19 protein-coding genes and 2 tRNA genes are annotated in these 23,633 nt (G+C 39.3%); 17 read left to right on the plus strand and 4 right to left on the minus strand.

What is annotated here, in order from left to right; genetic code table 11:
• Positions 1 to 145 precede the first annotated feature (145 nt).
• The 8 genes from HPC67_RS08210 (at position 146) to HPC67_RS08245 (ending at position 7,328) form a co-directional block, all read left to right on the plus strand.
• A tRNA-Asn gene (locus tag HPC67_RS08210) sits at positions 146 to 220 on the plus strand.
• Positions 221 to 224: 4 nt separating this feature from the next.
• Positions 225 to 297: transfer RNA gene (locus tag HPC67_RS08215), tRNA-Thr, on the plus strand.
• A 362-nt stretch (positions 298 to 659) separates the two neighbouring features.
• Positions 660 to 911: a hypothetical protein gene (locus HPC67_RS08220; protein WP_217587091.1), complete on the plus strand. Its 252-nt coding sequence runs from the start codon at positions 660 to 662 to the stop codon at positions 909 to 911.
• Between the two features lie 439 nt (positions 912 to 1,350).
• Entirely contained in the window at positions 1,351 to 1,605 is a 255-nt protein-coding gene (locus tag HPC67_RS08225) for a hypothetical protein (RefSeq protein WP_217587092.1), read from the plus strand.
• A 399-nt stretch (positions 1,606 to 2,004) separates the two neighbouring features.
• Positions 2,005 to 3,504 (plus strand): multicopper oxidase family protein, encoded by a 1,500-nt coding sequence (locus tag HPC67_RS08230; RefSeq protein ID WP_217587093.1) that lies wholly within the window; start codon positions 2,005 to 2,007, stop codon positions 3,502 to 3,504.
• Between the two features lie 112 nt (positions 3,505 to 3,616).
• Positions 3,617 to 5,659: a copper-translocating P-type ATPase gene (locus tag HPC67_RS08235; protein WP_217587094.1), complete on the plus strand. Its 2,043-nt coding sequence runs from the start codon at positions 3,617 to 3,619 to the stop codon at positions 5,657 to 5,659.
• Between the two features lie 258 nt (positions 5,660 to 5,917).
• On the plus strand, positions 5,918 to 6,715 hold the full coding sequence (locus HPC67_RS08240; RefSeq protein WP_217587095.1) for an SDR family NAD(P)-dependent oxidoreductase: 798 nt from the start codon (positions 5,918 to 5,920) through the stop codon (positions 6,713 to 6,715).
• 190 nt (positions 6,716 to 6,905) lie between these two features.
• Entirely contained in the window at positions 6,906 to 7,328 is a 423-nt protein-coding gene (locus HPC67_RS08245) for a pyridoxamine 5'-phosphate oxidase family protein (RefSeq protein ID WP_217587097.1), read from the plus strand.
• A gap of 455 nt (positions 7,329 to 7,783) precedes the next feature.
• On the opposite strand, the gene HPC67_RS08250 is transcribed toward HPC67_RS08245, so the two are convergent.
• Positions 7,784 to 8,128: a 2Fe-2S iron-sulfur cluster-binding protein gene (locus tag HPC67_RS08250; RefSeq protein ID WP_217587099.1), complete on the minus strand. Its 345-nt coding sequence runs from the start codon at positions 8,126 to 8,128 to the stop codon at positions 7,784 to 7,786.
• 190 nt (positions 8,129 to 8,318) lie between these two features.
• On the opposite strand from HPC67_RS08250, the gene HPC67_RS08255 reads away from it, so the two are divergent.
• The gene (locus tag HPC67_RS08255) at positions 8,319 to 9,350 is read left to right on the plus strand and encodes a YeiH family protein (RefSeq protein WP_217587101.1); all 1,032 of its coding nucleotides are present in this window, start codon (positions 8,319 to 8,321) and stop codon (positions 9,348 to 9,350) included.
• Positions 9,351 to 9,390: 40 nt separating this feature from the next.
• Here the strand turns inward: HPC67_RS08255 and HPC67_RS08260 are convergent, their stop codons facing one another.
• A complete protein-coding gene (locus HPC67_RS08260) occupies positions 9,391 to 9,918 on the minus strand; it encodes a CueP family metal-binding protein (RefSeq protein WP_217587102.1) in 528 nt (175 codons plus the stop codon).
• Between the two features lie 197 nt (positions 9,919 to 10,115).
• Positions 10,116 to 11,378: an MFS transporter gene (locus HPC67_RS08265; protein ID WP_217587103.1), complete on the minus strand. Its 1,263-nt coding sequence runs from the start codon at positions 11,376 to 11,378 to the stop codon at positions 10,116 to 10,118.
• A 503-nt stretch (positions 11,379 to 11,881) separates the two neighbouring features.
• Between HPC67_RS08265 and HPC67_RS08270 the strand changes: the two genes are divergently transcribed.
• From HPC67_RS08270 to HPC67_RS08280, 3 genes are all read left to right on the plus strand, one after another.
• Entirely contained in the window at positions 11,882 to 12,682 is an 801-nt protein-coding gene (locus tag HPC67_RS08270; protein ID WP_217587104.1) for an SDR family NAD(P)-dependent oxidoreductase, read from the plus strand.
• Positions 12,683 to 12,769: 87 nt separating this feature from the next.
• Positions 12,770 to 12,988: an SHOCT domain-containing protein gene (locus tag HPC67_RS08275; RefSeq protein WP_217587105.1), complete on the plus strand. Its 219-nt coding sequence runs from the start codon at positions 12,770 to 12,772 to the stop codon at positions 12,986 to 12,988.
• A gap of 129 nt (positions 12,989 to 13,117) precedes the next feature.
• A complete protein-coding gene (locus tag HPC67_RS08280; RefSeq protein WP_217587106.1) occupies positions 13,118 to 13,861 on the plus strand; it encodes an SDR family NAD(P)-dependent oxidoreductase in 744 nt (247 codons plus the stop codon).
• Positions 13,862 to 14,018: 157 nt separating this feature from the next.
• Here the strand turns inward: HPC67_RS08280 and HPC67_RS08285 are convergent, their stop codons facing one another.
• Positions 14,019 to 14,912, minus strand: coding sequence for a LysR family transcriptional regulator (locus HPC67_RS08285; protein ID WP_217587107.1), 894 nt, complete (start codon positions 14,910 to 14,912; stop codon positions 14,019 to 14,021).
• A 387-nt stretch (positions 14,913 to 15,299) separates the two neighbouring features.
• On the opposite strand from HPC67_RS08285, the gene HPC67_RS08290 reads away from it, so the two are divergent.
• The 5 genes from HPC67_RS08290 to HPC67_RS08310 all read left to right on the plus strand — a co-directional run bounded on the left by HPC67_RS08290 (position 15,300) and on the right by HPC67_RS08310 (position 23,606).
• Positions 15,300 to 18,572 (plus strand): ATP-binding protein, encoded by a 3,273-nt coding sequence (locus HPC67_RS08290; RefSeq protein WP_217587108.1) that lies wholly within the window; start codon positions 15,300 to 15,302, stop codon positions 18,570 to 18,572.
• Positions 18,569 to 19,252, plus strand: a complete 684-nt coding sequence (locus HPC67_RS08295; protein WP_217587110.1) for a response regulator transcription factor — start codon at positions 18,569 to 18,571, stop codon at positions 19,250 to 19,252. The genes HPC67_RS08290 and HPC67_RS08295 overlap by 4 nt, the downstream gene beginning before the upstream one ends.
• A gap of 115 nt (positions 19,253 to 19,367) precedes the next feature.
• On the plus strand, positions 19,368 to 20,318 hold the full coding sequence (locus tag HPC67_RS08300; RefSeq protein ID WP_217587112.1) for a DUF6612 family protein: 951 nt from the start codon (positions 19,368 to 19,370) through the stop codon (positions 20,316 to 20,318).
• A gap of 81 nt (positions 20,319 to 20,399) precedes the next feature.
• Complete coding sequence (locus HPC67_RS08305) at positions 20,400 to 20,834, plus strand: DUF4870 domain-containing protein (protein WP_217587114.1); 435 nt, start codon at positions 20,400 to 20,402, stop codon at positions 20,832 to 20,834.
• Positions 20,835 to 20,924: 90 nt separating this feature from the next.
• Positions 20,925 to 23,606 carry a leucine-rich repeat domain-containing protein gene (locus tag HPC67_RS08310; RefSeq protein WP_217587116.1) on the plus strand — a complete coding sequence of 894 codons (2,682 nt, stop codon included), beginning with the start codon at positions 20,925 to 20,927 and terminating at the stop codon, positions 23,604 to 23,606.
• The last annotated feature ends 27 nt before the right edge of the window (positions 23,607 to 23,633 follow it).

Raw genomic sequence — 23,633 nt, forward strand, 5'->3', positions numbered from 1 at the left:
CCCCTGCAAGAGTAGGACGCCGCCAGGCAATTATAAATTTTATCTAAACGACCTACATACTCAGTGATATTTATATCATTGGGTTTATTAATATCTAAGGATATATACTATCAATACACATACATAAAATCGTTTATATGTCTATTCCACAGTAGCTCAGTGGTAGAGCAATCGGCTGTTAACCGATCGGTCGCAGGTTCGAATCCTGCCTGTGGAGCCATAATGCTTCCATAGCTCAGCAGGTAGAGCACTTCCATGGTAAGGAAGGGGTCGTCGGTTCAAATCCGGCTGGAAGCTTAATAAAAACGTTAAAATGACGCTGTTCTTGAAAAAAGAGCAGCGTCATTTTTGTTGAATCTATTTCTTGGACTGTTCCACACTTTGTTAATCACCGAATGACAAGGGGAGTGTCATAGAATCTAATACCCACAGACTGTAGCCGGCCAGCACTTAAAAATCGGCTTGTTGGTTCCTCCTCAGCACATAATGGACATTGTCACTACTCGAATTACGATTTTTTTGATCTTATATGCTAAGTTGTAAAATAATTAGAATGTTTATTAATTTATGTTAAGATATATAATGGGTAATTCAATAAATAGATCAGATTGTTCAAAGGCTATACTGATAATGATATGTAAAAGGAGGGGTATATTAAAATGGCTGTTAAAGTATTATTTAGCCCTATACTAGCTTTTGCTCTCTTTATGGCAGGTATGTGGTTGGGAACAGTAAATATATCATTCGGTTTAATGTCAATTGTAGGTGGTTTACTATTTGGTTTTTCTTTATCACGTAATGATGTGAGAACTATGAATAAAAAGGCGAAGTTATTACTTTGTGGGGCGTTTATTTTTTTTCTGTCACTATTCTCGATAACTTTTTTAATTATAACTAAGGTCCTCTTTTAGGTTAATTGTATTAACGATTATGCCTCAATCAGGCATGATTGCAGTATACTGGTTTCTATGTAAGGGCTAGATTTTCCTAAAAACAATAGATGGAGGAAAAATTGTGCTCGATATTTTAGTGTTAGTGATTTTGCTAGGCTTCCTATTTGACTTCGTAAAGCTTAGAAAGCAAAATCAAACAATGATTGAACAAAATGATAAAATTATTTCTCTCTTAGAAGAATCTAAGAACAAATAATAATCCAACTAGAAGTCGTCGGTGGAAATGCGGCGTCAGGCCATTAAAAATAGCTATGTAGCTTTTTAGGCGAACATATTTATAATGAAGCGTGTCCTATTAACATACATATCAATATACGTGCTTTTTCTATGGTTCTATTTCACAGATTTTTGGGTGTCATCATAGACAAAGCATTGCATTTTTGAGAGGGGGATGGACATGGGTGCATTATCCGTGATACTTGGCATTGTGATCGTCATATTTTTTCTTTACAGCATTTTACCAGCACCGTTTGGCTGGTTAGTCATTGGCTTGATCGGAATGGTGTCGCTTGGCTGGTGGGTGTACGAGGGCAGAAAGAAAGCACCCCCTAAGGCAAAAAGGCGGCACCCGGAAGATGGAGACTTCGATGAACAACGGCTGACCATTGAGACGAAACGACAGGAAGAAAGAACTGATAATAGGATGCGATAAAGGATCTGACATGACTATGGGTGTGCCCACACCTGAGTTAGTCATTCGTAGCCGATAAAAATAAGTTTGAGTTCCTGTATAGCTAGAACGATTGCTCCTAATACAAGTAATATAGGTGTTAACCCTTGGCGCGCGAAAAAACGCATGTTTTAAGTGGTATGCAAGTAACAGAGTAGTTGTATGAAGTTCGTATTAGAGATCGATTGAGGATGAAATTTTGATAACTTATAGAAGCTCTCTTTTAAGCGCTTAACTGATAAAGGTTAGGCGTTTTTATGTGTGAATGCTGTTGTTACCATTTGTTGTCTATTTGAAATAAGCTGTAATGTTTTCTACATACTTTCTGCACAAGCTTCCCTTAACATAGTATCTAGAAAATATTTACAGGCGGTGTGGAGAATGAAACGATATATCGTGATGGTTTTAACCTTAATGGGCCTTATTATTTTGGCTGCATGCAATGCTGGTAATATGATGGATACGCCAATGGATACGTCAGATGAGAATTCGGAAGACAATACCCAAGGATCGATGATGGGACAAGGGTCAATGGGCATGGGACACGGACATGATGATGTGCACATACAAAATTCGACAGGGGAAAATCGGTTAAACATACCGCCTTTATTGGAAAAAGATAAAGAAGACGGTAATAATGTCTATTATACAATTGAAGCACAAAAAGGTCAGACCGAAATTTTTGACGGTGTCCAGACCGATACTTTAGGGTATAATGAGCCTTTTTTAGGGCCAGTTTTGAGGTTAGAAAAGGGGCAAACTGCTCATTTGACATTAAAAAACAAATTAGATGAAGCAACAACCTTTCATTGGCATGGCTTGATTATAGAGGGTGAAGCGGATGGTGGACCGCATAGTGTTATTCAACCGGGAGAAGAAAAAGAAATTACGTTTGACGTACAGCAAGACAGTGCAACGTTGTGGTTCCATCCTCATCCAAAAGGAAAAACGGCAAAACAAGTTTTTGAAGGGCTGGCGGGATTAATGTATATAGAAGACGAGGCGAACGACAATTCATATGTATATGGTGAAAATGACTTCCCATTAATCATTCAAGATAGAACATTTAATGAAGAGAAACAGTTGGAGTTTGAAGCGGTAAAGGATGAAGACGGTACATTGGGTGAGACGTTACTTATTAATGGTACGTTAAATCCTTATTTAGCAGTTAAGCAAGAAAAAGTACGTTTAAGACTATTAAACGGCTCTAATATGAGAAATTATACGTTTAAATTAAGTAACAACCAATCATTTCAGCAGATTGCATCAGATGGTGGTTTATTAAATAAGCCAGTGGAATTAACTGAAATACAATTAACGCCGTCAGAGCGGGCAGAAATCGTCGTTGATTTCTCTCAGCTAACAGAAAACGAAAAGATCGCGTTAGTCACCGATGATGAAACTGTATTATTACCATTTAAAGTAACTGATGCAGTTGCTAAAGAAACTAAGGGCATACAGTTTCCTGAAGCGCCAATAGCGTTGACTCAAGAAGAGTTGGATAAACCGGTTAGTAAGCGAATAGAATTATTCGGTATGGGTGAGCATGTGACGATTAATGGTAAAAAGTTTGATATGAATCGGATTGATTTTACGCAGAAAAAAGGTGAAACAGAAATATGGGAGATTTATAACAAACCGGATATGATGGGCGGTATGATACACCCGTTTCATATTCACGGTACCCAATTCAAAGTGATTTCTGTTAATGGTGAAGCCCCTCCGGCCAATTTACAAGGCTATAAGGATACGATTGCGTTGGACCCGGGTGACAAAGCAAAAATCGCAGTCAAATTTCCTGAAGAAGGCGTTTTTATGTATCACTGCCATATTTTAGAGCATGAAGATAACGGTATGATGGGGCAAGTGAAGGTTGAGTAATCAGTGGTTTTACACGCAAAGAAAAAAGGAATCATAAAAGAACAGGTGGCCATTTATCTATAAGAATGAACTAAATTGATACGAATCAAAAAGATGATAGGGGCGATTTTTTATGGTAGACCATAAAGGTAACAACCACGAGGAACATGCCAATCATCACGATCATCATACACATCAACATGAGCATCACAGTCATGAAGGACATGATCACCATAACCATGGGGATATGGTGAGCGATTTTAAGAAGCGTTTTTATGTCTCATTATTGATCACAATTCCGATTCTCGCTTTATCACCAATGATTCAGGATTTTATGGGTGTGAATTGGCGATTTGCAAATGATCACTATATCTTATTTTTCCTTGCCTCACTTGTTTTTTTCTATGGAGGCTGGCCATTTATTACAGGTGGATTTAGTGAATTAAAGGATAGAAACCCTGGAATGATGACCCTGATAGGCCTTGCTATAACAATTGCCTATGTGTATAGTGCGCTTGTTGTATTTGGATGGGACGGTCAAAATTTGTTTTGGGAGCTTGCCACTTTAGTTGATATTATGCTCCTTGGTCATTGGATTGAGATGAAATCCGTAATGGGTGCCTCTAATGCATTAGAGAAGCTCGTTAAGCTCATGCCGAGTCAAGCACATAAACTCGATAGCAATGACGAGGTTCATGAGGTGCCCATATCGGAGTTGAGCAGTCAGGATAGGGTTCTCGTTAAACCCGGTGAAAAAATACCCGTAGATGGAACAATATTGGATGGGAAGTCGACTGTTGATGAATCCATGTTAACTGGTGAATCAGTACCTGTTGAAAAAGAGCAACAGGATGAGGTTATCGGTGGTTCAGTCAATAATGAAGGCTCATTAATCATTCAAGTAGAAAAAACGGGTGAAGCTTCTTATTTATCCCAAGTTATTACATTGGTCAAAGAAGCACAGGAGTCTAAATCAAAAACACAAGATTTAACGAATCGAGCGGCTAAATGGTTATTTTACCTTGCGTTAACAGCAGGCTTTGCAACATTGTTTATCTGGCTCGCATTAGGTCATTCTTTTGATGTTGCCTTAGAGCGGATGGTTACCGTAATGGTCATTACGTGTCCTCATGCCTTAGGTCTAGCAGCCCCTCTCGTTGTCGCAGTTTCGACAGCATTGTCAGCTCATAAAGGATTATTAATCCGTAACCGAGCAAACTTTGAAAATGCACGCCATTTAAATGCGGTCGTTTTTGATAAAACGGGGACTCTGACAGAAGGCAAATTTGGTGTCACAAATATTGTACCAAGTGAAGGTTTTTCGGAAGACGAGGTTTTGATCTGGGGTGCAAGCTTAGAGCAGAATTCAGAACATCCAATAGCAGCTGGTATCTTAAAATCAGCGATTGACAAGGGATTGAAACTTAAATCGATTACACAGTTTAACTCAATGACTGGTAAAGGGATTGAAGGAATTGTTGAAGGGAAAAAGGTTAATGCTGTTAGTCCAGGTTATATAAAGAGTCAAGGTATAGAATATAATCAACAAATGTTCAACCGAATGTCTGAAGAAGGTAAGACGGTCATATTTGTCCTATTGGATGATGACCTAATTGGCATGATTGCATTGGCGGATATCATTCGTGAGTCAGCAAAAGAAGCCATATCCGAGTTGAAAGATAATGGTGTACATTCCATTATGCTAACAGGCGACAATAAAAAAGTAGCGGATTGGGTAGCGAAGCAGTTGGATATCGATGAGGTGTATGCTGAAGTGTTACCAGATGATAAAGCCAATCAAGTAAAGGATATCCAAGCCAAAGGGTGGAAGGTAGCGATGACAGGAGATGGCGTTAACGATGCTCCTGCATTGGCGACAGCTGATTTAGGCATTGCCATTGGCGCTGGAACAGATGTCGCGATGGAGACTGCTGACGTTGTCCTTGTCAGAAGTAACCCTAAAGATGTTGTAGACTTAATGGATTTATCTAAAAAGACCTATCGAAAAATGGTTCAAAATTTGTGGTGGGCAACAGGCTATAATATATTTGCCATACCGCTTGCGGCTGGTGTTCTAGCGCCATTCGGAATCGTATTAAGTCCGGCGGTCGGCGCGGTGTTGATGAGTTTAAGTACGATTATCGTAGCCATCAATGCTAAGCTATTAAAGGCATGACGATGAGAGGTGTTTGATGCTGTTCAAATTAGTGTTATTGTCACTTAATGTCCAGTTGAAGCTCAACACCTCACTGACTTATATTACCAGTATACAACGCGTGAGCGGTATAAATACTGTTACAATAGTTAATACGCCCTAATTGCTCACCATTTCACAAATTTTGCGAATTAAATTACTTGTATTCACCCTATGAGTTTGTCATACTGTAAATGAAATAAACATATTAATAGATTATTCATCAAGGAGATGGCAAATATGGGTAGAGTTGAAGGAAAAGTCGCACTCGTAACAGGCGGTGCATCAGGAATTGGTTTATCTACAGCAAATTTATTGGCTAAAGAGGGCGCTAAAGTCGTAATTGCTGATTTTAATGAAGCAGGTGCCAAACAGGCTGCTGAAGATATTAAAGCAAAAGGATTCGAAGCGTCATCGGTATTTTTAGATGCTGGTCAAGAAGAATCTATTAAACAAGCTGTCCAGTTTACAGTTGATACGTATGACACAATTACAGTATTGGTAAACAACGTTGGATTAACTAACTTACAAAAAGACTTAGATGTTGTCAACATGGATATGGATGAATGGAACCGTTTGATTAATGTTAATTTAACCAGTGTCGTATTAGGCTCACGCTTTGCCATTCCTCATATGCAGGAAGCTGGTGGTGGTGCCATTATTAACACAGCATCGATGGCGGCTTATGCGAGTGATTCTATTCGTACGGCTTATGGTACGACGAAGGCTGCTGTTACTCATTTAACACGGTACATTGCAACACAATACGGAAAAGACCGCATCCGTTGTAACGGTGTGGCACCTGGCTTAATTATGACACCTGCAGCTGAAAAGAATATTCCAGATACGTTAAAGGATTTATTCTTAAGACATAATGCGTTGCCATACCATGGCGAAGGCGACGATATTGGCAATACTGTACTTTTCCTAGCTTCAGATGAGTCGAAGTTTATTACAGGTCAAACGATTCAGGTAGAAGGTGGCCATTATCTTGCTAATCCTACGACACCCGACTTGAATGATTTAATGCAACAATAATAATAATAATAATGCCTAGTATCCGCGGCCGAATGAAGGCTTAGGATCTAGGCTTTTTTTTATGTCTAAAAAGGTCCTTTTTCTATGGATTTAAGGGCTCCTCTTATATTTCGTGTACACGTAATGTTTAACATCTTAAAAGTATGGAACAATAAGGCGGAATAGAACTATTAACGAGGAGTGACGAAGCATGGATCAGAAAGAAATTCGGGAAAGCGTTGAAAAAATATTAGATGAATCTCATGTTGGCACAATGGCGACGGTTAAAGGGAATGAGCCTCATTCACGATACATGACGTTTATGAACGATGGGTTAAAGCTGTATACTGCAACGAGTAAAGAGACCGATAAAGCTGAGGAAATTGAAAATAACCCTTCGACACATATTTTGCTAGGATATGAAGGTGATGGAATCGGCGATGATTATGTCGAATATAAAGGTAAAGTGTCCTTTAATGAATCTGAAGAAATGAAGGATAAAATTTGGAATGATTATATGAATCATTGGTTTGATGGTCCTAATGATCCGAACTATGTCGTTTTAGAAGTCGACCCTGTACAGATCAGACTCATGAATAAGAACAATTTGACTCCGAAAGAATTAGAGTTGTAAATGAAAAGGAGGTTGGGACATAACTTAAAGTTTAACTCAAAAGACGAACAATGCTCACGATTAGCTCCGGAAATATACGAAGACTCCAGCGGAATGGAAGGCCTAGGCGAGACCCCGCAGTGCTTAGGGATGGAAGGCTAAGACCGCGACGTCAATCGCCACGCCTTCATGACGAACCTCCTGTTGCCCTGAGGCTCACCGAGGGGATGGTCGACTAAGTTCGGCGCGGCCTGCGCCAACGTCGACACTAAATCGGCCTGGTTGTCGTTCGTTAAATTCGGCGCGTCCTGCGCCAACGTCGACACTAAATCGGCCTGGTTGTCGTTCGTTAAATTCGGCGCGTCCTGCGCCAACGTCGACACTAAATCGTCCTGGTTGTCGGTCGCGAAGTATATTTCCGGAGCGGTCGTATTGTTCGGCCCTTAATTTGATTAAAACTCTTTTGTCCCAGCCCCTTAATCATGTTCATTCTGCTGTTTGAGTAATTGGCGGATGCGTGCTTGATAAGGGTCTTCTGGGATAGTTGCATGAACGTTACCGAAGACTTTTGTTTGGCAGCTTAGCCGGATATGGTTATGAATATTTGTATCCCCTAGTTTATATCGCTCTTTATCGTTAGGCGGGGAGACATATGATTGATCCTCAATCGTCACCTTGCATGTCGTACATGATGCTTGTCCACCACATTTGTGTCGTAGTGGCACATGTCCTTGTCGCGCAGCACGCAAAATCGTTTGACCGTCTTTAATGGTGGTTTCATAGGACTTTCCGTCTGCGTTTATAAATGTAACGTGTACCATCATGTGCCTCCTGTCTATATGGTGAACCTATTATAAGGTTGCCGAATGATCATAAGCAAGGATATCACTGTTTGTAATTAATGATTCTGCCTTTATGATATGCATTTACTTATCATGACCATCATAAATAACTATTTTCCTTATTCATAAAAATGCTTTATCCTTGTTATAGGAGGTGTGTTTGTACGTTATGGAAAGTACAGAGGCAAATAATCAAATAAAGAAAAATCCTTCTCCGGTGAGTGCTTGGGTAGGAGGTGTTGCATTTACATTTTTAATTGCTTTGTTAGGCTATTTGTTGGCAATGGTTCCTGGATTTGATCAAGTGGGCCAATTAGCATGTGCGATCATTATTGCCGTTGCTTATCGGCAAATATTCGGCTACCCTGAAATCATTCGCTCGGGAATTGCTTTTTCATCTAAGCGGCTTTTGCGAGCAGCTATTATTTTATACGGTCTTAAATTAAATATTGATGTTGTGTTAAGCGATGGTTTAGGGTTGTTGGTTCGTGATGCAGCTGTTATTGCTTTTGCGATTATAGCAACTGTTTGGCTTGCTAAATTGTTCAAAGCGGACAAAAAAATTTCCTTGCTGCTTGGGGTGGGTACAGGTGTATGTGGAGCGGCTGCAATTGCTGCAGTTGCACCGATTATTAAGTCAAAAGATGAGGATACAGCGATTGGTGTTGGCATCATTGCTTTAATGGGAACGGTATTTGCGATTACCTATACCATATTAAGACCAATCCTACCAATCGATGCCATACAATATGGTATTTGGTCGGGAACGAGTTTACATGAGGTTGCCCATGTGGCATTAGCAGCAGCGCCCGGTGGTGAGGATGCCCTTGCCATAGGACTTTTAGCTAAACTCGGACGTGTGTTTTTACTCGTACCACTTTGCTTTATTTTTATTTATATGATGAAACGTAAAAACAAAAATGCTGAGGAAACTGATGCAAAAATCGAATTTCCATGGTTCCTCGTCGGCTTCATTATTTTAAGTTTACTTGGAAGTTATGTATTTGGTCATTCCATTCCAGTATCTGATGGTGTTATGGAAGGTGTCTTTACTTTGACGACATGGCTATTAACCGCCGCTATGGTTGGACTGGGTCTGAATGTGAGTTTAAAAGACCTGCGCACAAAGGCATTACGCCCATTAGCAGCAATGACGATCGTATCACTGGCATTGTCTATCATTGTGTACGTTACTATTTAAAATGAAACAAAAAAGGCACCAATTTATGATGCCTTTTTTGTTAAATTAATTGCATTGTTGTAATGCATGTTCCATCATTGTCGAATGTTGATATATTAGATTCTACTTCCTTACCGTCATACGTCATTTTCACCATATAGGTTTGGTCACGCGGAAGCCACAAATCTATAAAGCCATTTTTGCCTGTATTCATCGTATCTTCAAGTATGACATTTCCGTCCTCGTCCTCAATGTACAAATCAATATCTCGGTCAACCAACTCCCCTTGGCAACCTGTTAAGCTATGATTCGTGCATGGATGTGTGACATTCATGTATGGTGCTATCGAAACAAAGAATTCATCCTTGGGTAAGTCATGAACAGTCTTTTTATTATCGTTACTTGTGATTACGAGCTCTGTTGCCGTAATAGAAGCGGATTGTCCAATCCCATCGCCTGTACTATAATCATTAATCAATTGCTTAAGCTCCTCTGGCGCGAGGTCGTTTGATGCATTTTCTGAGCCATCATTACACGCAGCTAGCAAACCAGTAATTAACAGCATGATGATCGTTAACTTTAGTTTCATTTTCATCCCCCGTTTAGTCTTTTACGTATTAGAACTTGTACATTTTAAGCATATCAATACGTATTATATCAACCAATTATCAATAATGTGTGCAGATACGGATTATTTGTAGGGGATTCGTCATAAAAAGACCAGCAGCACCTTGAAACAGTGCAACTGGCCTTTTCATAATCAATTCTAGCTTTAAATTGGTTAAATTAAACCCATTTTCCTTCATCGATTAGTTTTTGTTTGCCTTTAAAGGCGACAAAGATGATAAACGTAGCAATGACTAACATAACTAAAATAGCATATAAAGCGGAAGAATATGTTCCAGTAAATTGATAGATGTACCCATAGATTGGTAATGCTAGAATCCCGGCAACAGCTAAACCGAGAGAAGCGGTTGAGAAGATTTGGGTATAATCTCGATTACCGAACAATGTGGACGTTAAAACAGGTCCAAGTGTACCGATTGATGCCGATACGAATCCGAATAGCCCAACGCCGAGCATTAACATAATGTTCATTTCTGCAAGGAATAGAAGTAAAGAAACTGACGTGAATCCGACAACCATCGCAAACAAAGCAGTACTCTTCGCACCGATTTTATCACTTAAGTAACCAAACGTTAGAGAACCTACCAGCATACCAATCATGAAAGCACTCATGACATTACCAGCAAATTTAACATCATGTCCCATACTCATCGCATATGATGGAATGTGCATGGCGAAGCTGCCAAATGACGTAATTAAAAAGAAGAACAAGATAAGTGCATATAATGCCATCGATTTTCTTGCAACTGCAAGCTCTACCCCTGACACTTCAGGTTCTTTCGTCTCTTGATTGTCGTCTTGGGTGACCTCTGCTTGTCCATAAGGCAGCATGTTCTTATCCTGAGGCTTGCGAATAAAAAATATAATGATAGGAACTGAGATGGCAATAACAACTACACCAATTGATGTATATGCAAAACGCCAGCCTTGATTTTCAATAAGTGAACCAATGATTGGTTGTATGATTGCTCCAATAGCACCAGAAGCCGCCATCATGACCCCGATTGCAAAGCCTGTCCTTTTCTTAAACCATTGGTTCAATAATACTGGACCAGATACTTGCGTGATAAAAATGGCCCCAATTGACATAGGTACGGCAAAAATATACCAGCCCCATACCGAGTTCATAAATCCGAACATAGAAAACGATCCTGCTTGTAAAATAACAGCCCCAACTAAAACAAGCCGTACATCATACTTTGTTAATATTTTACCCGCAATAGGTAGAAAGACCATCGTAGCAATCGATGCGATACTCATATAAACAGATAAGCTACCAATACCAATACCTAAATCTTCAGAAACTGGCGTTAAGTATAAGCCACCTGAATTATTCAGGCCACCCCTTCCTAAACCGACCATTAGACAAAGACAGATTAACATCAACCAAGCATAATGCACTTTCCCTTTATTCTGACTCATTTTCGTTCCACCTTCCTATCGATTATGAAACAAACTAATAAATCCTAAATTGTAAAGGTGAACAACAATGGTGTGACGATACAGAAATTATGGATTTGAAAAATCTTATACTAATAATTAATGAAGTGCTTAAACGTAAATCATAATAGGTGTACCATTTAGCGATGCATTCCATAAGTCTATATCTTCTAGCTGATATAACTCCTTCCCGCAATAGTTTGCTCACCATTTCACATAGATTATATTTTAGATGGTTGGTATTGTCAATTTTATTCCTGTTAAATAGTGCACTTTTTCACATGTTCGGCTATATATATACATGATCATGTGCAAATTGCACAAAAACAAAACCTAATATGTAAAAAATATACTCTATGATTTTGCTCAACATTTCACAAATTTGTAATCAGATCGTATTGAATTGGTAGAATTGAACTGTCACAATAAGAGTGTAAAGACATTACTAAATAATGGATACCAACTCATAACAAGGAGATGTCAGTATGGGAAGAGTAGAAGGAAAAGTAGCATTGGTAACTGGTGGCGCTTCAGGTATTGGACTATCTGCATGTAGACTAATGGCTCAAGAAGGTGCCAAAGTCGTTATAGCAGATTTTAATGAAGAAGGCGCTAAAAAAGCTGCAGAAGACATTAAAGCAAACGGTTATGAAGCAACGGGTATCTTTTTGGATGCTGGTCAAGAGCAATCTATTAAAGATGCAGTTGAATTTACAGTAGATACGTATGGTGAACTTTCTGTATTAATTAATAATGTCGGATTAACGAATTTGCAAAAAGACTTGGATGTAGTGAACATCGATCTTGATGAATGGGATCGTCTTGTAAATGTCAACTTAAAGAGCGTTTTGTTAGGTGCGCGTTTCGCGATACCACATATGAAAAAAATTGGCGGCGGTTCGATTATTAATACATCTTCAATGGCAGCTTATGCGAGTGATTCTATTAGAAGCGCTTATGGATCGACAAAAGCAGCTGTTAATCATTTAACAAGCTACATCGCTACACAATATGGTAAAGATCATATTCGTTGTAACGGGGTTGCACCAGGGTTAATCATGACACCAGCAGCCGAGAAAAATATTCCTGATCCATTAAAAGAAACATTTTTGAAGCATAATGCGCTCCCATATCATGGTGAAGATGATGATATTGGTTATACGATGCTGTTCCTTGCATCAGATGAATCAAAATTCATCACAGGACAAACGATCCAAGTAGAAGGCGGTCATTATCTAGCTAATCCAACGACCCCTGTACTTAATGAAATGATGAAGCAGCAGTAAAAAACGCATCACATTCATAAAAATGCATTATTTCTTCACACATTACCGTTATCATTTGGGTAAATAACAATGAAGAAGGTGTGTGTGATGTATATGATGCATGGATTTGGATCATTTTGGTCCTTTATTGTCATGATCTTATTTTGGGTTGGTTTGATCGGTTTGGGGATATTTTTAATCTCGCAATTCATTAATGGGGGTAATAAAAAAACATCCTTAAACATTCTCAAGGAACGTCTAGCTAAAGGTGAGATTGATGAGGCAGAGTATGAACGGCTAAAGTCAATCTTAAAAAGAGATGAGTAATACTTGTCAATATTGATGCTTGGTGTATAGTGAGGACAAATAGAATTTATATTCTATTTTTCAAAATAAAAACGATATTAATGAGCTGTGAGACACACAACTTACTTAATATGCGAAGGGATGATGGATATGCGTTTAGAAAACAAAGTTGCAATCGTTACAGGTGGTTCTAGTGGTATTGGTGAGTGGACTGTTCGTGAAATGGTCAAAGAAGGTGCCAAAGTGGTCATCGCTGACATTAACGAAGAACTTGGTCAGAAATTAGCTGATGAATTGAATCAAGATGGGAAGCATACAGTTTTTCAATTTGTTGATGTATCTAAAGAAGACGATATCGTAAGCATGGTAAACAGAGCAGAAGCCGAATTTGGTAAGCTAGACATCATTTTTAGTAATGCTGGTATCGGGGCGATGCACCCTTCAACTGAATTAGACTATGAAGATTGGCAGCGGATCATATCCATCAATCTTGACGGTGTGTTTTTATGTGCTAAGCATGCAATCAAAGCGATGCAAAAAACAGGTGGCGGTAGTGTTATTAACTGCTCATCTATTCTTGGTCATGTTGGTCAAGCTGCGACTGCAGCTTATACAGCTGCAAAAGGTGGCGTCACGAATTTGACAAGAGCTTTAGCTGTTGAATACGCAAAGGAAAACATTCGTGTAAACGCCATTTGTCCAGGTTATGTAGATACGCCAATATTGGATGGTGTCGAGCCTGAGATGAAGGAAGCGCTCATATCTCTTCATCCAATTGGACGTCTCGGTAGACCAGAAGAAATCGCTAAAGCAGCAGTATTCCTTGCATCAGATGAGGCGAGCTTCGTTATTGGCGCAAATCTTCTAGTCGATGGCGGCTATACAGCACAATAAATTTATAAAAGGTAAAACAAGAGCCTGGAAAATAACCAGCCATAAGATCTGAAAAGGATTCAATCTTCAAATATGAGGATTGAATCCTTTTGCTTTGGATTGCTTCCTATCTATAGCAGGCTTGTGTCCGCAGGGGTACCGTGGTTCGTGCCCCGATCTATCTAACTGTTCGCTGATGTCCTTTAACAAGATCAATAAATGATTGCAACGCTTTCGTTTGAAACGGTGATGCGGTTACGATCGAAAACTGACGGGTGAAAGGTAACTCAGCAACATCAAGGCAGACGAGATCACCATTACGAATATCCTTCTGAATTGCCCATTGTGATAATAAACTAATACCAAGGCCTGCCTCTACGGCTTCTTTAATGGATTGTGTGCTGCTAAAATGAATGGTGTTACTAGGGGTAATGTTCAACCTCTCAAATACAGCTTCAGCTGAACTGCGCGTACCCGAACCGAGCTCTCTTAAGATCCACGTTTCGTGCTCTAATACTGCCCCCGTGATATTCCCGCCGTGGTGTGCGAGTGGATGCCGCGGTGAGGCGATAATGACCATATCGTCATTGGCAAACGCTTCAACCTCCATATGCTGCTCTTTTTTAAAATGCCCTTCTACTATACCGACGTCCAATCGGCGTGTCATAACTTGCTCAGAGATGTCAGCTGTATTGCCAATTGTAATCTCAGGCTTAATGCCAGGATATACCTCTTGCATTTCCGCGATAATTTTAGGTAACACATATTCTCCAAATGTGTAGCTCGCGCCAATTGACAGCGATCCGGTGGCTTTATTGGCAAGGTCATCAACAAGATTTTGCATCTTCTCATAAAGACCGATAATTTCCTTGCCGTGATGATATACAATTTCTCCAGCTTTGTTGAGGCGGACGTATTTATTTGTTCTTTCAAGTAGCCTTGTCCCCATATTTTCTTCTAGTACTCGAATATACTGACTGACGGCGGGTTGCGTCATATGTAATTCTTCTGCAGCACGTGAGAAGTTTTGTTTCTCTGCTACCGTAATAAATACATTGAGATGTTGATCCATGTGATCACCTCTATTTTTATAGACTACGATGCTTATTCGTTTACACTGTTATAGTGTAACATCCAATTGAGATTAATCGGTCGTTTATTTCTTTAATAAGCCTTTCTTGGATCGTTTTAGTTTAAAATTAAGAGGGAAAGTCAAGCTACTTTTAATTAAGAAAGTTCTGTTTCCCACTAGACAGAAAAAGAATCGTTGAGTAGACTAAAGTCAAACAAAACGATTCCCTATTTTTGGAAAACTGTTACAGATCTCCACTTTTAAAATACTACTCATGTTTTTAAAGTGCCTCTTTTTATTATGAATCTAATCTATCAAGCAAACATTTGCCGTTGCAAGGTACAGAATGATAAGGGTGTGGTCACCATTGTTAGAAGCATAAAAATAATGGCGTGTATAGTGACGCTGTTTTTCCTTTTTGGTGGCATCAATTTCGTTCAAGCGAAAGATGTCACTGAAGGAAATCCAGTCGCTCAATTACACAATGATACAAAACAGATTAAATTAGATTCATACATTGATGTCCTTGTCGATAAAGAGCAGACATATACAATTGAGGAAATATCTTCAGGTAAGCTCGATGAGGCATTTTCTCCATACACACGGAAAGGTCGGCCGAACTATGGCTATACAGATTCAGCTTATTGGATTCGTTTTCAAATTGCCAATGACACTTCTGTTGAAGATTGGTTACTTGAAATTGATACGCCAAAAATGAATCACATGACGTTATATCAGCCGACAGAAACAGGGGGATTTAAAGAGACAACATTAGGAAATGCATATACATTTCAAGAAAGAAACGTGCAACATCGTAATTTTATCTTTAATCTTTCGGCGCAAACAGATGATGTAGAGACGTATTATATTCGCTTTGAGACTGGCGGCGCAATGCAATTCCCTTTAACGATTTGGCAGCATACAGCATTTGATCAAAAATCCCAAGTTGAGTATATGTTATTTGGGATTTTGATTGGCATATCAATTATCATGGCGTTGTACAATTTGTTTCTTTATTTTTCAATCGGTGATCGCAGTTATTTATATTATGTTTTATTCGTTGTCTTTAATGCTCTCCTGTATATATCAGATTCGGGTTTGGGCTTCCAGTTTCTATGGTCGGATTATGTGTCATGGAACTTAAGTGCGGTTGTAACATTCATTTGCCTAGATAACATTGGTGCTTTACTGTTTACGAGGAGATTTCTGCAGACAGATCGCTTTTTTCGTAAATTGGATAAAGTTTTCCAAGGGCTTATTGTCTTAAACGCAATTTCTGCAATATGGAGTCTTTTTTCTTTAACGCTTGCGATGTATGTCGCAATTATATGTATCATATTGACCATTATTATCGTTCTTACAACCGTCATGATTAGTCTAAAGAATGGGTATCGTCCTGCGCGTTTTTTTGCGGTAGGTTGGACTATTTTTCTTTTTGGTGTGTTTGTCTCGGTATTGGTGGATGCGGGCGTGATCCCTTATGTCCCCTTTACGAAATATGCCTGGCAAGTGACGACAGCGATAGAAGTCATTTTGCTTTCTCTTGCATTAGGTGACCGGTATAAGACGATACGGCGAGAAAAGGAAAAGGCTGAAAAAGAAGCGGCTGAAAGCCAAAGGACTGCGATAAAGAACCTACGTAAAGCTGACAAGCTAAAGGATGAATTTTTAACGGTTACGTCACATGAGTTACGGACCCCTTTAAATGGGATTATTGGCATTGCCGAAACGTTAAGAGCTGGCGCAGCAGGTCCATTGTCCGATGACCTTGATCGTCATTTATGGATGATTGCAATTAGTGGAAGGCGGTTGGCGAATTTAGTTAATGATATTATCGATTTTTCCAAGCTGAAAAATGATGACCTTGACATTCAACCTGAACCAATTCAATTATCGTCATTAACGGACGTCGTTTTGACGGTATGTCGACCTTTAGCAAAAGACAAGCCGATTACTATAAGAAATCATGTTAAAGATACATTGCCCTTGGTGTTGGCGGATAAAGATCGCTTGCAGCAAATTTTATATAATTTAATCGGAAATGCCATTAAATATACCGAAAAAGGAGAAGTGACTGTTTCCGCACATCAATTAGATCATCAGTTAAATATAACTGTATCAGATACTGGAAAAGGAATAGATGCTAATCAAATTCCAGATATTTTTGAACCGTTTTACCAAGGTGACATAGAATTATCAAGAGAAGATGGCGGTTCAGGTATTGGGTTAAGTATTACGAAACGATTAGTCGAGCTACATGGTGGAGAAATACATGTTCATTCAAGAGTCGGCTTCGGTTCTATGTTTAGTTTTTCACTCCCCATCAGTCAGGAACAGCGGCTTTCATCTGATGAAAAAATATTATCTAAAGCATCCTCTCTTAGGGTGGATGAAGGGGATTATGAAATTGTTTCGGCAGCCCCGGGTCACCCTGGGCAAAAAGACCTCAACATCCTAATTGCCGATGATGAATTTGTGAATCTTCAAGTCTTAAAAAATCAACTGACATTAGAGGGGTACCGCGTCACAGCTGTGTCTAACGGAGAGGCTGTCTTGAAGGAAGTGAAAGCGCAACACATTCAAATTGTAATTCTTGACATTATGATGCCAAAAATGTCTGGTTATGATGTTTGTCGTCGATTAAGAGAGCACTATTCATTATTGGAGCTGCCTATTCTGATGCTTACTGCAAAGGATCAAATGCAGGATAAAGTTGCTGCTTTTGAAGCAGGTGCAAATGATTACTTGTCTAAGCCTTGTGATAAGCAAGAGTTATTGTCACGTGTCAAAACGTTAATTCAGCTCAGCTGGTTAAATGAAGAACTCATAAACATGAACCGGCTATTAGAACAAAAAGTTGAAGCGCGAACAGAAGCGCTTCAACATGCAAATCAAGATCTAGCAAAAGCAAATGACGAGTTGGTGCATATGGCCAAGTCACGTCGTGAACTGTTGGCGAATATTGTTCATGAGTTAGGTACACCTGTAACGTTAATCCAAGGATACGTTGAAGCTGTTAAAGAGGGATTAATTCCACTCGACCACTCACGTTATATTCAGATGGTATTTCATAAGGTGAAAATTTTGGAGCGTTTAATCAATGATTTATCTGATCTTTCCAAGCTTGAAGCGGGCCAAATTAACTTAAATCGAAAAGACGTTTATTTGAATGAGTGGTTAGAGCAGATTTACACTAAACTTGAACTGGACCTCCAACATGAAAACCGGACATGGTCTTTTGAAAGTGAGCCAAATACAGCTGCTTTGTCGCACTTTGTTTGTTACGTTGATACCGATCGAATGGATCAAGTGTTTTTCAATTTAATTTGGAATGCGATCAAGCATACGTCAATTGATGGGAAAATTACGTTGGAATCAATTGTAGGAGAGGCAGCCGATGAAGTGACTATACGGATACGAGACAATGGAGAAGGTATACGTGAAGAGGTACTTCTGTATATTTTTGAGCGATTTTATAAAGGTGGAAAGTCAATTGATAATGATAATACAGCCGGTATGGGGTTAGGTTTAGCGATTGTAAAAGAGATCATTCAGGCGCATGATGGCATAATCTGGGCAGAAAGCGAAGAAGGTGTAGGAACTGTTTTCACCATCGTACTACCAATTTATGCGAGATCAAAAAGGGGGCGTAGAGAATGATAAAAGAAACAATATTAGTTGTTGATGATGAAGCGGGTATTCGTGAGTTGATGCAATTAAACTTGGAAAATAAGGGATATCGCGTGTTAACAGCACGTAATGGAGATCAAGCATTAAGGTTAGCGACTTTGGAGAATCCAGATTTAATTATATTAGACATTGAAATGCCTGGTCAAAGTGGCTTTGAAGTGTGTCAACAACTCAGAAGAGAGATGACTGTACCGATTATCTTTTTAAGTGTCCGCAGAGAAGTGATTGATAAGGTTAAGTGCTTTGAGTTAGGAGGGGATGATTATATCACAAAGCCTTTCGATTATACTGAGCTTGAAGCGAGAATACGTGCTAATTTAAGACGCTATCAACAGTTTGAATCGGAAAAGAACCTTTTAGAATATGATGAGCTGACGATCGATCTTGACCAGTATCAGTGTTACTTAAATGGTGAACCAGTTACCTTATCAGCCAAAGAAATGCAATTGCTCGTTCAGCTTGCAAAACATCCAAATCAAATATGGAGTGCAGAACAGTTGTATGACCATATATGGGGATTTGACAGTGTAGGTGAACTGCAAACGGTTAAGGTCCATATTAGTCATTTGCGACGAAAACTAGAAAAGGATCCTACTAATCCAAAATATATTCGCACGGTCCGAGGGTTTGGCTATTTATTTTCTAGCTAGTGTGCCATCGTGTGCGTTTTCAGTATAAAATTGAGCCTATTTGGCTTATTTTTTTTTGTCTTAACCTCCATTTAACCCTCGGATGTTAAGTTTTTTAGAAAGGAGGGTTTAATTCATGCGAAGAGGCATGATCTTATTTGTTTTACTCTTGTGTATGGGGCTCGTTGCTTGTGGGGAAGAAGACACTCCTTCTATCGGTGATGAGGAACATGCAGTAGACAAAAGCAAGGAAACAGATGATCAGCTAGATGCTCGTGCTGAAGACGATAAAAAGGATAAAGACGATGACACTGAAAATGAGCATGTCGCTGAAAAGGGAACAGAAGAAAAAACTTTAGGCGCTGAAGATATTTTATTGAAGGTTGCTGAAGCGCTAAAAAATGTAGATGGGATGGCGATAACAGGCAAAATTGAATCTGAGACAAATATGCTGAATACGACAGAGCAGGAAACGACTCAATTAACAGGAGAAATGTCACTGGATCCTTTCGCGCAGCATTATGAGATGAAATCAGAGTCTAGCCTAGATGGTCAATCGAAAACGGAAATGTATTGGAAAGAGGATACGATGTATGTTTTTGATTCAGATCATGAACAGTGGCTGTCTATTTCTATGGATCAAGCAGGTGTAATGGCTGATGTGACGTCTGTCTTAACTGATGCACAATTCGAATATTTAGCAGGTCACCATCAATCATTTGAAATGACAGAAGGTGGTAACTATTATACTCTCACATTTTCTGGATCAAATGAGGACTATAAAGAAATTGCGTTTGGTGCGTTGAAAAACATTGTTGGCGAAAAAGCGTATCAAAGCGTTACGAATTTGTATACAGATATTAGTGGAACATACGAACTCACCATTTCAAAAGATACACATTATATGATGTCCTTGAAAATGGAAAGTGAGCAAACAATGGTTGTCGGTGGTAACGAAATCCGTTCGACAGAGCGTATTTATTATGAGTACAGTGACTTTAATAAGGTAGCGGATGTTGTTGTCCCAGCGGATATTATTAACAATGCACAGTCATTAAACATGTCAGTGTCGTCTCAAGGGAATTAATGTCGTTTGTTGCGCCTTGCTTAATTAAACCTTGCTTTTGTTTAAAATACTATTAAAACACATTAAAAGGAGGAACGTAAGATGACTGATAATCAAACAGAGCATCAAGATCAAACAGTATTTAAGGGGGAATCAGAGGAAGGGAATGAGGGAACACAAAATGCACCTCAAGCTGAGTCGAAGAAAAGTTCTACCGGTATGGAAGAGAATGTAGCAGGGTTGCTTTGCTATTTAGCAGGCATAATTACGGGTATTATCTTTCTCGTTATTGAGAAGGAAAATCGCTTCGTTCGCTTTCATGCCATGCAATCTTCCATAACGTTTGGGGCATTATTTGTGTTATCAATTGTGCTCTCATTCATTCCGATTATCGGGTGGTTAATTGGTCTACTCATAACGCCGTTAGGGTTTATTTTGTGGATTGTCTTGATGATAAAAGCGTATCAAGGCAAATGGTTTAAGCTGCCGATTGTAGGAAACATGTCTGAAAAGCAGCTAGATAAGATGGAAGGATAAAACGATTCAATAAGCTTTTGTTCTAGAAGCTTGTAATTCTATCGCAATTAAGGCATTTGATTATTTTTTATGAATACGAGGGGGCTAAAAGTGAAAAAACTGATATCATTCGTGGTAGCGACCTTCCTGATGCTGCTTCTCATACCAATTATGAATACAGATGCAAATACAACACTTGTACCAGATGATGGGTTGAGAGAAGCCATTAATGCTGAACTGGGAAAGCCTGCAGATCATGAACCGACATCAGCAGAATTACAAACCCTTATTACGCTTGATGCGTCTGTTAGAGGTATAAGCAATTTAAGCGGTTTGCAGCATGCAATTATGCTTGAGGAATTGAATTTAAGAAACAATCAAATTACGAGTATTGGTGAGATTGGCAATCTTGGTGAATTAACAAAACTCAATTTAATGTTTAACAACATTAGCGACGCCCGCCTTAGTCCATTAACCAATTTGCCTGATCTAAAAGAATTGTATCTTTACGCTAACAATATAGCCGATGTTTCAATATTAGGCACGATATCAACTTTAACAAATCTCGATGTTGGCTCGAATCCTATAACCGATATTCAATCGCTCGGGCAGCTCACAAATTTAACGGCATTAAACCTATCTAATGCGCGCCAGTTGAATACAGCGCAATTAGATGCTGTTAATCATGTCACATCCCTAGGGATCATGGATACGAATTTAAGTGACTTAAGCCCATTAAGCAATTTTACGAATCTCACAACCTTGTCGGTGGGACATAATCATGTATCTGATCTATCACCACTTAATCAATTAAATCAATTAAATCGTGTAATAGCGCCTCATAATCAGGTTCAAGACCTTTCAAATGCGACAAATCTTGTGAATGGCTTGTCGGAATTGAACTTAAAGGATCAAATGATTACAAGAGCTGAGGAAGTTCTACAACCATCAGTCACATCGTTGACCATTGCCAATACGATCACAGATGAATCTGGAAGTCTAGTTGACCAAATCACTCCGTCCGATGGTGGCACGTATCAATCCCCTGATGTAACGTGGAACGGCCTGACAAATAGTGATACAGAAAGAAGCTATCAATTCGAACACACATTAAACAATGGAGACTTTTCTGGGATAGTAAAGCAACCGATTAGCTGGGTGCAGAGTGTCGTTCCGGATGATCAGCTTAGAAAAGCGATTAACGCCGAACTCGGTAAGCCTGAAGACTATGAACCTACGATCAATGATTTAGAAAGTTTGACAGCTTTAGATGCTAGTGCAACCAACGTTACTAATCTGGAAGGGCTTCAGTATGCAACAAACTTAAAACGGTTAAATATTTCGGCTAATCGCATTAGTGATTTCGGTCCTATTGCACAGCTGACACAGCTTGAGGAGCTGGATGCGTACACGTCAGCAATTAGTGATCTCACATTTATAACGAATCTAAACCATTTAACATCCTTGAATGTATATAACAACGATATTGCTGATGTTTCGATCTTAGCAAATCTTACAAAACTAAAACATCTCAACGTATCACGTAATGAAATTGATTCAATTGAGCCTTTGGAGCCGTTAACCTCTATAGAAATACTTTATATATCTTCAAATAACATCTCAGATTTATCACCGTTAAATAACTTAACGAAGCTTGAACGACTATATGCAGGGAACAATGTGATTGAATCTGTGAGCGCTTTGCATCAACATCATCAGCTGACTGGTGTGAATGTGCGGAACAACGCAATTACCGATTTATCACCATTGGCGTATGTTGCCGATCAATTAAAGTGGTTGGATGCTACGAATCAAAAAATCACTTTAGGCGTAAAGAATATATTCGAAACGACAACATCTATGTTTATTCGTAACATGGTGACAGGTTTAGATGGCCAGTTAGTGAGTAATATTACGCCGAGTGATTCTGGTGTTTATAACGAACCACGGATCGCTTGGGCAGGGTTAATAGGTTTTGTCGATACCGAAAGAAGCTTTCAATTTAGCCATATGATTAGTAACGAACTCGAAAACGATCTTGAATTTTCTGGTACTGTTATTCAGCCAATTAATTGGGTTGAAAACACATCACCAGTTATATCAGCGGATGATCGCACGATTCAGGTTGGAGATTCGTTTGATCCGCTAGAGGGCGTTACAGCTAACGATGCGGAGGATGGAGATATTACAGTTCATATTCAAGTGATCCAGAATGATGTAAATGTAGATGTACCAGGTCAATATCAAGTAGCCTATCGAGTTGTAGACAGTCATGGTGGTACAGATGATAAGACAATTACTGTTACAGTTGAAGAAATTGATGGTGACAATCCAATTCAAAATGAACCTCCGCAAATTGATGCGCACGACAAGACGATTGCTGTTGGGAGCGACTTTGATCCGCTGGATGATGTAACAGCAAGCGATGCGGAGGATGGGGATCTTACAGATGAACTCAAGGTGATCCAGAACGATGTAGATACAGATGTACCTGGAGCTTACGATGTAGTCTATGAAGTAACGGATAGCGCCGACGAAACAACGCGTTTGTCGATTGTAGTTACAGTTGAAGCTAAAGAGAAAGAAAACCCTGAAGAGGAACAAAAGGATCCTACAAAAGAATCAGATGAACAATCAAATAAAACAGATGTCAAGAAAGACCCAGAGGATGAAGAAGGAACATTGCCGAAAACGGCCACCTCAATCTATAACTGGCTCTTAGTTGGTGTTGTATGTATCGTAGTAGGGCTTTCGACGGTTGTGATTCGTAGACGTATGCTCAAACAGCAATAGGCTTATTCGAGATTTTGTTTGGGATAC

The organism is Lentibacillus saliphilus (assembly GCF_019093865.1).
In the GTDB taxonomy this organism is placed as follows: domain Bacteria; phylum Bacillota; class Bacilli; order Bacillales; family Amphibacillaceae; genus Lentibacillus_B; species Lentibacillus_B saliphilus.